The sequence below is a fragment of the Pseudovibrio exalbescens genome, assembly GCF_028737195.1.
GTDB classification, from domain to species: Bacteria; Pseudomonadota; Alphaproteobacteria; order Rhizobiales; family Stappiaceae; genus Pseudovibrio; species Pseudovibrio zosterae.
This window is the reverse complement of record NZ_JAQZAJ010000005.1, coordinates 204,080-217,197: the sequence shown is the minus strand read 5'-3', so window position 1 is coordinate 217,197 and position 13,118 is coordinate 204,080. Positions and strand designations below refer to the sequence as shown.

Below are 13,118 nucleotides of genomic sequence, written 5' to 3'. Positions count from 1 at the left end.
GTCCAACCCTCGGATGTGATGGCAGATGTTCACGGCACCGTGAACATCTGTGAGTGGAACGCACTGTTCACTGGCGAGATGTGAACACAATTGAACGGTCTGGTTGACCAGAACCGGGCATGCTGCCATTCATATCTACCGAGTTTAACGGATACAGGACCGACAAAGTGACACTGACCAGAAGAAGTTTCTTGGAGCGCACCGCCATTGCTACTGTGGCTGGCGCGGCTTTCCTCGCCGCAGGGCCGGTTGCATGGGCTCAGTCTGTGAACGAAGACGATCTGATGACAGCAGGCCCGCTGGGAGACAAAGCCATTGGTCGGGAAGATGCGCCTGTCACTGTCATCGAGTATGCATCGCTCACCTGTAGCCACTGCGCCACCTTCCATCGCGAGACCTACAAGGCCTTCAAGGAAAAATACATCGACACCGGCAAGGCGCGTCTGATCTTCCGCGAGTTCCCGCTGGATACTGTCGCCGCAGCAGGGGCAATGCTTGCGCGCTGCTCTGCTGACGACAAGTATTTTGATGTTGTTTCTCTGATGTTTGAGCAGCAGCGCAACTGGGCTTTCACCGACAACCCGTATAACGCCCTGTTGAATATGGGCAAGCAGATTGGCTTTACCGAAGATGAGGTGAAAGCTTGCTTGACGAATCAGGAAATTCTGGACGGAGTGACCGCAAGTCGGGATCACGCAAGCAAGGCGCTTGATGTAAGGTCAACACCGACATTCTTTATCAATGGCGAAAAAGTGAGCGGGGCGCTCTCAATTGAAGAAATCAGCGAGTACGTGGACAAACACCTTTGATGTGTTTGCCGGCACGACGTGTCGGCTCCATGGCTTGGCATATGCTGATTTCCACTTGAAACAAAGGCGCGGGGCATGAAGTTTGAACGGCTCCGCGTTCTTGGGTTCAAGTCCTTCGTTGAACCCATGGAATTTGTCATTCAAGACGGGCTCACCGGTGTGGTCGGCCCAAATGGATGTGGCAAGTCCAACCTCGTAGAAGCGCTGCGCTGGGTGATGGGAGAAAACTCCTACAAGAACATGCGCGCCTCCGGCATGGACGATGTCATCTTTTCCGGCAGTCTCAACCGTCCCGCCCGAAACACTGCTGAAGTCACACTTTTCCTCGACAACTCACTCCGTCTGGCGCCCACGGGGTACAATGACGCCGACAAGCTCGAAGTAACCCGCCGTATCGAGCGCGAAGCTGGCTCTGTCTACAAGATCAATGGCAAGGACGCCCGTGCGCGAGACGTGCAGCTGCTGTTTGCAGATGCGTCCACCGGTGCGCGTTCGCCAGCCATGGTGCGACAGGGGCAAATCGGCGAACTGATCTCGGCCAAGCCCACCTCGCGCCGCAAGATCCTTGAGGAAGCAGCAGGCATTTCCGGCTTGCATAGCCGCAGGCATGAGGCGGAAATCCGCCTGCGTGCCGCTGAGGGGAACTTGGAGCGCCTTGAAGACGTGTTGGTGCAGATTGAAGCCCAGCTCGAGGGCCTGAAGCGCCAGGCCCGCCAAGCAAGCCGCTACCGAAATCTGTCTTGGGACATTCGCCGCACTGAGGCCACCATTCTTTATTTGCGTTGGAAGGATGCCAGCGCCGCGCTTCAGGAAGCTCAGGCCCAATACGCCGAAGCCGAGTTCGCTCTCACCGACATTGCAGGCCTGCAGGCGCGCACGGCCAAGGATCAGGCGATCGCGGCGCATGAGGTGCCCAAGCTGCGTGATGCGGCTGCTGAAGTTGGTGCTGCACTCCAGCGCATTGTCATTGCCAAGAACCAGCTGGATGCGGAGGATCGCCGGGTGCGGGAGCGCCTGACCGACCTCAATGAGCGTATCCGCCAGCTGGATCAGGACATAGAGCGCGAAGAGCAGCTCACCACGGAGAACGCCGAGCGACTGGAAGCGCTGGAAGAAGAAGAGCAGCTGCTGACGGAAGAAAATGAGAGCGTGGAAGAGCGCGCCATGATCGCTCAGGAGCGCGCAGAGGAGGCGCAGCGCACCGTTTCCGCTCTGGAAGCTGATCATGCGGAGAAGACACGGGACCATGCCGGTCTCATGGCAAAGCGCCAGCAACTCCTTCGCTCTATCGAAGATGGCAAGGGACGGCTCACCCGTCAGTCTGAGCAAATGTCCCAGCTCAAGGCTACCCTCGACGCAATTTCTGAAGAGCTTTCCATGGCAACGGAAGTGGCCGAGCAGCGGGAAGCCTTGGAAATGGCTCAAGAAGAACTCACCGAGGCGGAAGAAGTTGCCGCTGATCTGGAAGAGGCTCTTCAAAAAGCCCGAGAGCGGGAAGCTGCGCTGCGACAGCCGCTCTCTGATGCACGCGGGGATGTCACGCGTCTGGAAACGGAGAGCCGAACCCTGGAAAAGATCCTCGCCAGCACCATCTCTGGCGACTGGACACCCGCCGTTGACGAGCTGAAAGTTGCCAGGGGCTTGGAAAAGGCCTTGGGGGCGGCTTTGGGGGAAGATCTTGAGGTGCCGCTCGACGAACAGGCTCCAGCCCACTGGGGCGGTGCAGATCGTGACTTTGATGATCCGGCCTTGCCAGAAGGCAGTGAGCCGCTCGTTCAATACGTGGAGGCACCGCAAAAGCTGATCCGGCGTCTCGACCAGATCGGTCTGGTGGACGCTGCCGAAGGCCCGGGTCTCGCCAGAAAACTGAAGGTGGGGCAGCGTCTGGTTTCCCGAGAGGGAGATCTTTGGCGCTGGGATGGTCTTCGCGTTGCCGCTGAGGCACCAACGCCTGCCGCACAGCGGCTCGCCCAAAAGAACCGGCTTCAAGAGCTTGCCGGCGAGATTGAAGCCGCGCAAGAACGGGTGATGGAAGTTCAGGCGCAGGCCGATCAAGCCGCGCAGGCCGTCAAGCACCTGTCCGGGCAGGAGCAGGGAGCCAAGCAGAAGGTGAGGGAGGCCCAGTCCTCTGTCACCCGTGCCCGCGATGCGGTGACACAGGCCGAGCGGGCGCATTCTCAGCTTACCGTTAAAAAAGAAGGGTTGGAGGAGCAGGTCGCGCGCGCTGAAGAGGCTTTGGAAGAGCTGCGCGCAGATCTTGAGGAAGCCCAGATGCAGTTGGAAGAGCTGCCAGCGCTTGATGAGCTTTCCGAGGAACTTCAGGGCCTTGCCGAGCAGCTGTCAGAAGCGCGCAGTGTGCTGTCCAGTGCGCGCGCCAGCGTTGAAAGTATTCGCCGCGAGAGCGAGCTTCGCAAAAGCCGCCTCGTTTCCATTCTGCGGGAACGGCAAAGCTGGATGCAGCGGGCACAAGGCGCCGACAAGCAGATTGAAACCCTCCGCCAGCGCCGCTCCGAGAATGAGGAAGAGCGCCAAACATTGCTGGAAAGTCCTGAGGAGATTGAGGAAAAGCGTGTAGAGCTGACCCGTGAACTTGCAAAGGTAGAAGAGCGCAAGCGCGCCGCCGATGACGCTCTGGTGGACGCTGAAAAAGCGCTAGCCGAAGCCGACCGGAAGGCCAAGGAGGCCATTGAAGGCCTGTCAGGTGCGCGTGAGCGGAAGATTCGCGCCGAAGAGCGCCTTGAAGCTGCACGCCTGCGCAAGAAAGAGACCGAGACTCGGGTCGACGAGGCGCTGGAGGTTTCCATCGCGGAGCTGCCGGAAGTTGCCGGTTTGAAAGAAGGAGCACCGCTACCCGATGCCGCAGCCACCGAAAAAAGGTTGGAGCGGCTTAAGGGAGAACGCGAACGACTTGGCGGCGTTAACCTTCGGGCAGAAGAAGAAATGCGCGAAGTTCAGGAGCGCCGCGACACTTTGGTTGTGGAGCGTGACGACCTCATCGAGGCGATAAAACGCCTCAGAGGCGGCATTTCCAACCTCAATCGCGAGGCCCGAGAGCGCCTTTTGCAGGCTTTTGAAGTGGTAAACAACCACTTCCAGCGTCTGTTTTCACACTTGTTTGGGGGTGGTACGGCAGAACTGAAGCTGGTTGATTCTGAGGATCCGTTGGACGCCGGTTTGGAGATTTTTGCCCGCCCTCCCGGCAAGAAGCCACAGACAATGACGCTCTTGTCAGGTGGAGAGCAGGCACTCACGGCGATGGCGATGATTTTCGCAGTTTTCCTCACGAATCCAGCCCCTATCTGTGTGCTGGATGAGGTCGATGCACCGCTTGATGATGCCAATGTGGAACGCTACTGCGCCCTGCTTGAGACAATGGTTCAAGATACTGAAACGCGCTTTGTGGTGATCACCCACAACCCGATCACGATGGCCCGGATGGACAGGCTCTTCGGCGTCACGATGGCAGAGCGCGGGGTCTCACAACTTGTTTCAGTAGATCTACAGACAGCGGAAAGCTTTCGCGAATTTGACTGAGTCTGAGTAAAACAACGTAAAACTCGGAGGATGCCGTAAGCATTCTCTGTTAATTCTCCCAAATTTTCTAAATATTTCAATCGGTTAATGTATGCCTGATGTATCTTGACACGGGAGTGCCTGCCAACTATGGTTCCGGCGACTTCAAGGAGTCGGTGGTTTTTCTGCTGCACATAATAAGGGGTTATTCGTGTGATGGCTTCAGACGACCCAGAGCAGACCAAGAAAAATCCAGCTGCTTCTGACAGTCACCTGACTGAGCGACTAGAGCAACTCGGGAAAACGCTGGAACAGCATCAAGAGACCGAAACGTCGAAAGACGCCAAGGCTCAGGATACATCCGGTGCACTGTCCGGGGTAACTCAGGCTTTGAAGCTGTCGTCAGAGTTTGTCGCCGGCGTACTTGTGGGTGCGGGGATAGGCTGGATGGCTGATACTTGGCTCGGTACCAAGCCTTGGGGGCTGATTGTGTTCCTGATGCTTGGCTTCGGTGCGGGGATTTTGAACCTGCTTCGGGCTCTCGGCAGAGTTGCTGAGCCGGAGCGGAGAATGAATTCTCACAAGAAGCAGGACTAATCCGAACAGCGCTTGCGCTAAATTTGGGCACTTCAGGGGATAAAACCTGTGGCTGGAACATCAAGCAACGGAATTGATCCGATCCATCAGTTTCATATCAATAAGATTTTTGATTTGAACATTGCTGGAATGGACTTCTCCTTTACCAACGCCACCTTGTTCATGGTTGTGACCGTTGCTGTGGCAACACTCTTCTTGGTCCTTTCAACCAACGGACGAGGCCTGGTGCCAAGCCGCATGCAGCTCATGGCCGAAATGTCCTATGAGTTTGTTGCAGCAACCCTACGCGGTTCCGCCGGCAACGAGGGAATGCGGTTCTTCCCTCTGGTATTCACCCTCTTCATGTTCGTCTTTACGGCAAACATGCTCGGGATGATTCCATTCTTCTTCACAGTAACCAGTCAGATCATCGTGACCTTCGCTCTGGCGATGCTCGTCATTCTGACGGTGACAATCTACGGTTTCTTCAAGCATGGCACTGGCTTCCTGAAGCTCTTCGTGCCAAGCGGTGTGCCGGCCTATGTTGTGCCGCTCGTGACCGCGATTGAAGTGATCTCTTTCTTGTCTCGTCCAGTCAGCCTTTCTGTTCGTCTGTTTGCGAACATGCTGGCCGGTCACATCACACTGAAGGTGTTTGCAGGCTTCGTAGTCATGCTCACCGGTGCAGGTGCCATCGGCATCGGCGCTGCAGTGCTGCCTCTGTTGCTCACAGTTGCCATCACGGCACTTGAGTTCCTGGTAGCCTTCCTTCAGGCCTACGTCTTTACCGTTCTTACCTGTATGTATCTGGCAGATGCGCTCCACCCGAGCCACTAACAGAGCCTGCAGTTCCCGGGTTGTCTAACCCAAAATCAAACGTCACAGACGACGAAATTTGCTAGTTTTTAGGAGCACGTGTCATGGAAGCAGAAGCTGCAAAATATATCGGTGCTGGTATCGCTTGCCTCGGAATGGGCGGCGCAGCTCTCGGCCTCGGCAACATCTTCGGTAACTTTCTTGCTGGCGCACTGCGCAACCCGTCCGCAGCTGACGGTCAGTTCGGTCGCCTCATCCTCGGCTTTGCTGTGACAGAAGCACTCGGCATCTTCTCGCTTCTGGTCGCTCTTCTTCTGCTCTTCGCTGTATAAGCGACAGACTTTAGATCCAGACGTGTTACCGTTTCGGCGATGCTCTCATGAGCATCGCCGTATTCAAGGTAAACCGTCTACCGAGCGTTTACGGAGAAGGTGATGTCGAATACCCAGGGCGAACACACTACTGGAACCTTGGTTGCTACTGAGGCGCATGGGGGCGGATCCAATTTCCCTCCTTTCGACAGTACGACCTATCCCTCTCAGCTGTTGTGGTTGGCGATTACTTTTGGCGTGTTCTATTGGATCATGTCCAAGGTCGTTCTTCCACGGATCGGCGGCATCCTTGAAGACCGTCGTGATCGTATTGCTGGTGATATGGCAGAAGCGGGCCGCTTGAAGCAGGAAACCGACGATGCAATCGCAAGCTACGAGAAGGCTCTGGCGGATGCGCGCAAAAAGGCCAACACCATGGCCAATGACGCGCGTGAAAAGCTGAAAGCGGAAACCGAAGCAGCTCGTGCAGCTGCCGAAGCAAAGCTTGCAGCTCAGCTCGCTGAATCAGAGCAGAGCATCTCCAAGATCAAGGCTGATAGCCTCGCTCAGGTTGGGGATATTGCTGCTGACACGACGGGCGAACTCGTTAAAGCGCTGATCGGCGGTCGGGCACCTGCGAAAGCAACCGTGTCTAAGGCCGTTGAAAAAGTAATGAACTAAGGAGAACGAAGGTATGTTTAACGATACCATTTGGGCATTCGTCGGCCTCATTCTCTTTTTTGCATTGCTGCAGTGGCTGAAAGTTCCGTCGAAGATCGGCGGCGCACTGGACAAGCAGGCTGACAACATCAAGACCGAACTTGATGAAGCCCGCAAGCTTCGTGAGGAAGCTCAGTCTATCCTGGCTGAGTATCAGCGCAAGCGCACTGAAGCCGAAGCAGAAGCCGAGCAAATCGTTGCTGATGCCAAGCTTGAAGCAGAGCGTATGGCTGCTGAAGCGAACGAAGCACTGGAAGAGATGATTGCACGCCGCACAAAAGCGGCTGAAGCAAAGATTGGTCAGGCGGAAGCCAACGCAATCGCTGAAGTCAAGGCACGTGCAGCGGAAGTCGCTGCTGCTGCGGCTGAAGAAATCGTCACATCCAGCCTCAGCGATGCGGACACAAAGAGCAAAGTTGTGTCTGAGAGCATCAAGCAGATTTCTGCCCGCTTGAACTAAGCGGTCATTAAGCTGACAAGAGTTTTGAAGAAGGCTCCAGCGCTAGCGCGGAGCCTTTTTTATTTCATGTCCTTGATCGGCCGGAACGAACGGCGGTGATGGACACTCGGGCCCAACTTCAGGAGCGCTTCCTGATGGTCCTTCGTGCCGTAGCCCTTGTGCTTGGCAAAGCCATATCCCGGACAGCAGGCATCAAGCTTCACCATCAAGCGGTCGCGGGTTACCTTCGCCACAATGGAGGCTGCCGAGATCGCCAGACAGCGGCCATCCCCCTTAACCAGTGCCTGTGCCTCAACAGTTACTCCTGATGGGACATCCCGGCCATCGAAGAATGCCTTGACGGGCATGACGGGCAGGGCACGGATGCAGAGGGCCATCCCGGCAAGGGTCGCCGCACGGATGTTAAGTCGGTCGATTGTCTTTGGGGACTGAACGCAGACGCTGACCTGCGCCTTTTCCATGATTTCGCTGTAGAGCGCTTCACGCTTTGCTTCACTCAGCTTCTTGGAGTCATTGAGGTCGACGGGCAAATTGTCATAGTCAAGCACGGCAGCCGCTATCACGACCGGCCCGGCCCATGGCCCGCGTCCTGCTTCGTCCACCCCTGCGAAAGGGCCACCAAGCTCATTGCGTAGAGAGCGTTCCCACTGGGCGTCAGGAGCCTCGGGAAATGCACTGTCAAATAGGGTCTGTGTATACGCCATATCGCATTTGTTACCTGAACGGATTAAAGGATCAAGAGGAACTGTACCGTCCAGACGGTTTTAGAACAGGGAAAGCTGCACACCGCCTTTTTCAGGCCCTATGAAATGCTCGGTAGAAAGCTTAGACCCCCGAGTTGAAAGCCCCAAGCGCTTGCAGGTCAGTTGAAAGCGTTTGGAGAGTTGATCAGCGTAGGGGCCCGCACCGCGCATGCGCCGGTTCCACTCTGCATCGTAGTCTTTGCCTCCGCGCATGGAGCGCATCAGAGACAACACATGGCGATAGCGGCCTGGTGCTTCGCGCAGCAGCCAGTCCTTGAAAAGCTCGCTCACTTCTCTTGGCATACGTAGCAAAATATAGCCCGCCGCCGCCGCGCCCATTTCCTTGCAGTTTGCCAGTATCGCTTCAAGTTCATGGTCGGTCAGACCGGGGATCACCGGCGCGATCAAAACACCCGTTGGCACACCTGCCTCAGCAAGTTCTCTAATGGCCTTGTAGCGGTTGGCCGGTGTTGATGCCCGCGGCTCCATGGAGCGCGCCAGCTTCCTGTCTTCGGTGGTGATGGAAAGGCGAACGGAAACGAGATTCCGTTCAGCCATGCGGCAAAGAATATCCTTGTCCCTCAAGACCAGCGCCGATTTGGTAACGATGGTCACAGGATGTCCGGTGCGTTCAAGAACTTCGAGAATGCCGCGCATGATCTTCAGATTGCGCTCGACTGGCTGATACGGGTCGGTGTTCGTTCCAATCGCGATCGGTTTCGGCTGATAGGAGGGCTTGGAGAGTTCCCGTTCCAACACGTCAGCCGCATTGCCCTTGGAGTAGAGGCGTGTTTCGAAATCCACCCCCGGTGACAAGCCGATATAGGCGTGAGAGGGACGGGCAAAACAATAGGTGCAGCCGTGTTCACAGCCCCGGTAGGGATTGATGGAACGGTCAAAAGGCAAGTCAGGCGAAGTGTTACGGGTGATCACCGTGCGGGTCACCTCGTTTTGACATTCGGTTTTTATGGGCGGCAGATCCTCCAGAAGTCCCCAGCCGTCATCCTCAAGTTCACGCTGCTCTTTTTCAAAACGCGCTGCCGGGTTCGTCGCCGCGCCGCGGCCGCTGACCAGATTCGCAGGAAAATGACCCGCGCCCTCAGCGTTTAGCTCGTTACTATCAAAGGCTTGAACCGATTTGCCCATTGCTGAAGCACCTTTATGAGAACATAAGAGGAACATCTACCATTCTTCAATAAAATTCAAGACGGTTCTTTTCAGCGCAGTTGAGCCGGTCTAAAACTCCAGCATGCTCAGTGTGATCATGACAACCCACAACAGCGAGCAATGTCTCGTACATACGTTGTCTTCCCTCGTGCCCGCCGCTGCTGAAGGCGTCTTGCGCGAGGTAATTGTAGTTGATCGCGGTTCCACAGATGCCACTCACGAGATAGCCGACGCCTCCGGCGCGCTATGGGTTTCGTGCGCTGAGGGAAATGTGCCCACGGTGGAACTTGCCTTGGAACACGCAAGGCGCGGGGAGTGGTTCTTGTTCCTGCGGCCGGATGTCATTCTTGAACAGGGATGGCAGAACGAAGCCATGGCGTTTATTGAACGCGCCCAGCGGTCCAGCGCGGATACCCAGCTTGCTGTGCTGCGCTACAAGAGTGATGACTTCGGCTTTAAGGTCCGCCTCAAGGAAACGCTTGTGAACTTTTCCTCGCAAGTCCTCGGCATCACCCATACATGTCAGGGACTTCTGGCCTCAAGATCTGCACTGCTGCGCAATTCCAACCGCACGGCCAAAATCAGCGCGCCCACGCCAGCGCAGATCCTGCGCAAGCTGCGGCAGGGTCGCCCCACCACCTTGCGCGCCGCAGCCATTCGCATCGCCTCACAATAAGTTCCTCTCCGCAATTGGCGTAAGGCCGCGCGTTTTTATGGGCTCAAACTGCGTCCATGGTTGCATCCTGTGCCAGATCACATACCTAATAGTGCGTAGACAGGACGCAGGCATTGGGGGGAATGCATGGACCTTTTGCGACAGGTAGACGCGTATTGCGAGCGGATGGGCTTTGAGTTCTGGGCCGAACCGATAAACGCGGTCACCAACCTTGCTTTCATAGTTGCAGCTCTATTGGCTTTCGCGGTCTGGACAAGGCAGGAGAACAAGGACGCCGGCTCCTTCATCCTCATTGCCTTGATTGCCATTATCGGCACAGGTTCTTTCCTGTTTCATACCTATGCCACCATCTGGGCCATGCTCCTGGATGTAATCCCCATCATGTTCTTCATGCTGGCCTACTTCTATCTGGCGACGCGGCATTACCTGCACTCAGGCATTTTGCAAAGCATCGTCGCCACTCTCGGTTTTCTTGGTGTGTTGCTCGGAGCACCGCAGTTCATAGAACCCTATCTCGGTTCTTCTGGCGGCTATGTGCCCGCGCTCCTCGCCATGTGGGGCTTTGCTGCCATCCTCATGCGCAAGGATCCTGAAACAGCCAAATCACTGGCAATTGCGGGCGCTGTCTTTACGGTCTCTCTGACATTCCGAACATTGGACGAACCGGTATGCGCGCAAATCAGCTTCGGAACACATTTCTTGTGGCATATCTTCAATGCGATCGTTTTGTATGTACTCACGCGCGCCTTTATCCGCTTTAAGCAGAGGAAAAATGCGTAAGGTGAATTGCGTGATGCTGTGTCCCGCTTAAAACCAGAGGGCACGCTCCATTCTGTGAACTCCTGCGCACTCTGTCTGTTCGTACCACATGCCAACACAAGAAGACCTGAAATGACCGACCCGAAGAAACCCGCAACACGCGATCTGGACGAAAACGCTCTCTACTATCACCAGTTCCCACGTCCGGGTAAGTTGGAAATTCAGGCCATCAAGCCGCTCGGAAACCAGCGCGACTTGGCGCTGGCCTATTCACCGGGTGTGGCTGCCCCTTGCCTTGAAATCGCAAAGAACCCGGAAAAGGCCGCGGACTACACGGGGCGCGGTAATCTGGTTGCGGTCATTTCCAACGGCACCGCCGTGCTTGGGCTTGGGGCCATCGGCCCGCTGGCATCAAAACCGGTGATGGAAGGCAAGGCCGTTCTCTTCAAGAAGTTCGCAGGCGTTGATGTGTTCGACATTGAGGTGGACGAGCGCGACGTTGACCGGTTTGTGGACGCGGTCGCAGCACTGGAGCCTACCTTCGGCGGCATCAACCTTGAGGACATCAAGGCCCCTGAATGCTTCATGATCGAGAACAAGCTTCGCGAGCGCATGAGCATTCCGGTGTTCCATGACGACCAGCACGGGACGGCCATCATTGTGGCGGCGGCGGTGCGCAACGGTTTGGAGCTGGCTGGCAAACGGGTGGAAGATGCCAAGATCGTTGCCTCAGGGGCGGGCGCCGCAGCGCTCGCCTGTCTCAACCTCTTGGTTTCATTGGGCGCCAAGCGTGAAAACATCTGGGTGACGGATATTGAAGGCGTTGTCTATGAGGGCCGCGAAAGCCTCATGGATGAGTGGAAATCGGTTTTCGCCCAGAAGACTGACAAGCGCACGCTGGATGATGTGATCGGCGAGGCGGATGTTTTCATGGGCCTGTCGGCAGCAGGCGTTTTGAAGCCGGAGATGGTGGCCAAAATGGCTGCCAAGCCGCTCATTCTGGCGCTTGCCAACCCGAACCCGGAAATCATGCCGGAGGACGCGCTTGCGGTGCGCGATGACGTGGTCATGTGTACCGGCCGTTCTGACTATCCGAACCAGGTCAACAACGTGCTCTGCTTCCCCTACATGTTCCGCGGGGCGTTGGATGTGGGCGCAACCACCATCAACGAGGAAATGAAGCTGGCAGCGGTTGAGGCGATTGCAGGCCTTGCCCGCGAAGAACCCACAGACGTGGTTGCCAAGGCCTATGGCGGCGTCACGCACACCTTCGGCCCCAACTACCTCATTCCGTCGCCTTTTGATAACCGTCTGATCCTTCGTATCGCGCCAGCAGTTGCCAAGGCCGCCATGGACTCCGGCGTTGCCACCCGTCCCATTGAAGACTTCGAAGCCTACATGGACAAGCTGAACCGCTTCGTGTTCCGCTCTGGTCTGGTGATGAAACCGATCATCCAGCAGGCCAAAATGGACAAGAAGCGCGTCATTTATTCAGATGGCGAAGACGAGCGCGTGCTGCGCGCCGCGCAGGTGGTAATTGAAGAGGGGCTGGCAACACCTATTCTCATCGGGCGTCCGAACGTATTGAAGACCCGCTGCGAGCGCTTCGGCCTCAAGATCCGCCCGGGTGTCGATTTTGAGTGCATCAACCCGGAAGACGATCCGCGTTACCGCGAGTATGTCGACACCTTGTTCTCGCTGGTTGGCCGCCTGGGCGTAACGCCGGAAGCCGCTCGCACCATGGTACGCACCAACAACACGGTCATCGCGGCCATTGCCGTTCACCGCGGCGAGGCAGATGCCATGATCACCGGCCTTGAAGGTCGGTTCGACAAGCACCTGCGCGACATCTCAAACATCTTGGGTCGAAAGGACGGGGTGGCGGACTTCTCCACCTTGTCGCTGCTGATCAACAGCAAGGGGGCGTTCTTCCTCGCTGATACCTACGTCTCCGAATGCCCGTGTGCCGAGGAGATCAAGCAGATCACCAAGGCCGCCGCACAGCAGATCCAGCGGTTCGGCATCACGCCGCGCGCCGCCCTTCTGTCTCACTCCAACTTCGGGTCTCGTGACACGGTTACCGCGCGCAAGATGCGCGATGCCTTGGAGATGCTTTGGAAGGAATGTCCGGATCTGGAAGTGGACGGCGAAATGCATGGTGACGCAGCTCTGCGTGAAGAGGTGCTGAAGCGCTACATGCCACACTCCCGCCTGTCCGGTCCGGCCAACCTGCTGGTGTTCCCAACGCTGGATGCTTCCAACATTGCGCTGAACCTCATCAAGGCGATGACGGATGCGTTGCATGTGGGGCCAATCTTGCTTGGCACTGCCAAGCCAGCCCACATCATCACCCCGTCCATCACCTCTCGAGGCATTGTCAACATGACAGCCCTTTCAGCGGTGGATGCCCAGCCCCATCCCGATGAAGACTAGGGGCGCAGCCGTTTGTCACAGGCAGGCGGCAAACTGGCAGCGTCTTTGGCGTTGACCTTGCGAAACATGGCGGTTTGTGGTCGGCATCATCACGGTTTCTTGTGTTTTTGCCGTCCGCCTACGTGCAATCAAGTA

Annotated in this window: 12 protein-coding genes; 10 read left to right on the top strand and 2 right to left on the bottom strand. The window is 56.7% G+C overall.

Annotated elements, in window-relative coordinates:
- Nucleotides 1-167: 167 nt before the first annotated feature.
- From PUV47_RS15130 to PUV47_RS15100, 7 genes are all read left to right on the top strand, one after another.
- Nucleotides 168-809, top strand: coding sequence for a thioredoxin domain-containing protein (locus PUV47_RS15130; RefSeq protein WP_274219418.1), 642 nt, complete (start codon nucleotides 168-170; stop codon nucleotides 807-809).
- Between the two features lie 75 nt (nucleotides 810-884).
- Nucleotides 885-4,343 (top strand): chromosome segregation SMC family protein, encoded by a 3,459-nt coding sequence (locus PUV47_RS15125; protein WP_274219417.1) that lies wholly within the window; start codon nucleotides 885-887, stop codon nucleotides 4,341-4,343.
- Between the two features lie 195 nt (nucleotides 4,344-4,538).
- A complete protein-coding gene (locus PUV47_RS15120; RefSeq protein ID WP_274219416.1) occupies nucleotides 4,539-4,919 on the top strand; it encodes an AtpZ/AtpI family protein in 381 nt (126 codons plus the stop codon).
- 48 nt (nucleotides 4,920-4,967) lie between these two features.
- The gene (locus PUV47_RS15115; RefSeq protein WP_274219415.1) at nucleotides 4,968-5,735 is read left to right on the top strand and encodes a F0F1 ATP synthase subunit A; all 768 of its coding nucleotides are present in this window, start codon (nucleotides 4,968-4,970) and stop codon (nucleotides 5,733-5,735) included.
- 83 nt (nucleotides 5,736-5,818) lie between these two features.
- A complete protein-coding gene (locus PUV47_RS15110; protein WP_008549639.1) occupies nucleotides 5,819-6,046 on the top strand; it encodes a F0F1 ATP synthase subunit C in 228 nt (75 codons plus the stop codon).
- Nucleotides 6,047-6,148: 102 nt separating this feature from the next.
- On the top strand, nucleotides 6,149-6,706 hold the full coding sequence (locus PUV47_RS15105) for a F0F1 ATP synthase subunit B (protein WP_274219414.1): 558 nt from the start codon (nucleotides 6,149-6,151) through the stop codon (nucleotides 6,704-6,706).
- Nucleotides 6,707-6,719: 13 nt separating this feature from the next.
- Nucleotides 6,720-7,205 (top strand): ATP F0F1 synthase subunit B, encoded by a 486-nt coding sequence (locus PUV47_RS15100; RefSeq protein ID WP_274219413.1) that lies wholly within the window; start codon nucleotides 6,720-6,722, stop codon nucleotides 7,203-7,205.
- Between the two features lie 59 nt (nucleotides 7,206-7,264).
- Here PUV47_RS15100 and PUV47_RS15095 read toward each other — a convergent pair whose 3' ends face one another.
- Nucleotides 7,265-7,909: a ribonuclease HII gene (locus tag PUV47_RS15095; protein ID WP_274219412.1), complete on the bottom strand. Its 645-nt coding sequence runs from the start codon at nucleotides 7,907-7,909 to the stop codon at nucleotides 7,265-7,267.
- 60 nt (nucleotides 7,910-7,969) lie between these two features.
- On the bottom strand, nucleotides 7,970-9,094 hold the full coding sequence (locus PUV47_RS15090; protein WP_274219411.1) for a PA0069 family radical SAM protein: 1,125 nt from the start codon (nucleotides 9,092-9,094) through the stop codon (nucleotides 7,970-7,972).
- Between the two features lie 118 nt (nucleotides 9,095-9,212).
- Here PUV47_RS15090 and PUV47_RS15085 point away from each other — a divergent pair, with 118 nt between their 5' ends.
- From PUV47_RS15085 to PUV47_RS15075, 3 genes are all read left to right on the top strand, one after another.
- A complete protein-coding gene (locus tag PUV47_RS15085; protein WP_274219410.1) occupies nucleotides 9,213-9,791 on the top strand; it encodes a glycosyltransferase in 579 nt (192 codons plus the stop codon).
- Between the two features lie 126 nt (nucleotides 9,792-9,917).
- Nucleotides 9,918-10,571 carry a ceramidase domain-containing protein gene (locus PUV47_RS15080; protein WP_274219409.1) on the top strand — a complete coding sequence of 218 codons (654 nt, stop codon included), beginning with the start codon at nucleotides 9,918-9,920 and terminating at the stop codon, nucleotides 10,569-10,571.
- 111 nt (nucleotides 10,572-10,682) lie between these two features.
- Nucleotides 10,683-12,983, top strand: a complete 2,301-nt coding sequence (locus PUV47_RS15075) for an NADP-dependent malic enzyme (protein ID WP_274219408.1) — start codon at nucleotides 10,683-10,685, stop codon at nucleotides 12,981-12,983.
- Nucleotides 12,984-13,118: the final 135 nt, after the last annotated feature.

Coding starts and splice junctions, on each gene's coding strand:
- PUV47_RS15125 (WP_274219417.1), top strand. CDS start 885: ATGAAGTTTGAACGGCTCCGCGTTCTTGGGTTCAAGTCCTTCGTTGAA.
- PUV47_RS15120 (WP_274219416.1), top strand. CDS start 4,539: ATGGCTTCAGACGACCCAGAGCAGACCAAGAAAAATCCAGCTGCTTCT.
- PUV47_RS15110 (WP_008549639.1), top strand. CDS start 5,819: ATGGAAGCAGAAGCTGCAAAATATATCGGTGCTGGTATCGCTTGCCTC.
- PUV47_RS15105 (WP_274219414.1), top strand. CDS start 6,149: ATGTCGAATACCCAGGGCGAACACACTACTGGAACCTTGGTTGCTACT.
- PUV47_RS15100 (WP_274219413.1), top strand. CDS start 6,720: ATGTTTAACGATACCATTTGGGCATTCGTCGGCCTCATTCTCTTTTTT.
- PUV47_RS15095 (WP_274219412.1), bottom strand. CDS start 7,909: ATGGCGTATACACAGACCCTATTTGACAGTGCATTTCCCGAGGCTCCT.
- PUV47_RS15090 (WP_274219411.1), bottom strand. CDS start 9,094: ATGGGCAAATCGGTTCAAGCCTTTGATAGTAACGAGCTAAACGCTGAG.
- PUV47_RS15085 (WP_274219410.1), top strand. CDS start 9,213: ATGACAACCCACAACAGCGAGCAATGTCTCGTACATACGTTGTCTTCC.
- PUV47_RS15080 (WP_274219409.1), top strand. CDS start 9,918: ATGGACCTTTTGCGACAGGTAGACGCGTATTGCGAGCGGATGGGCTTT.
- PUV47_RS15075 (WP_274219408.1), top strand. CDS start 10,683: ATGACCGACCCGAAGAAACCCGCAACACGCGATCTGGACGAAAACGCT.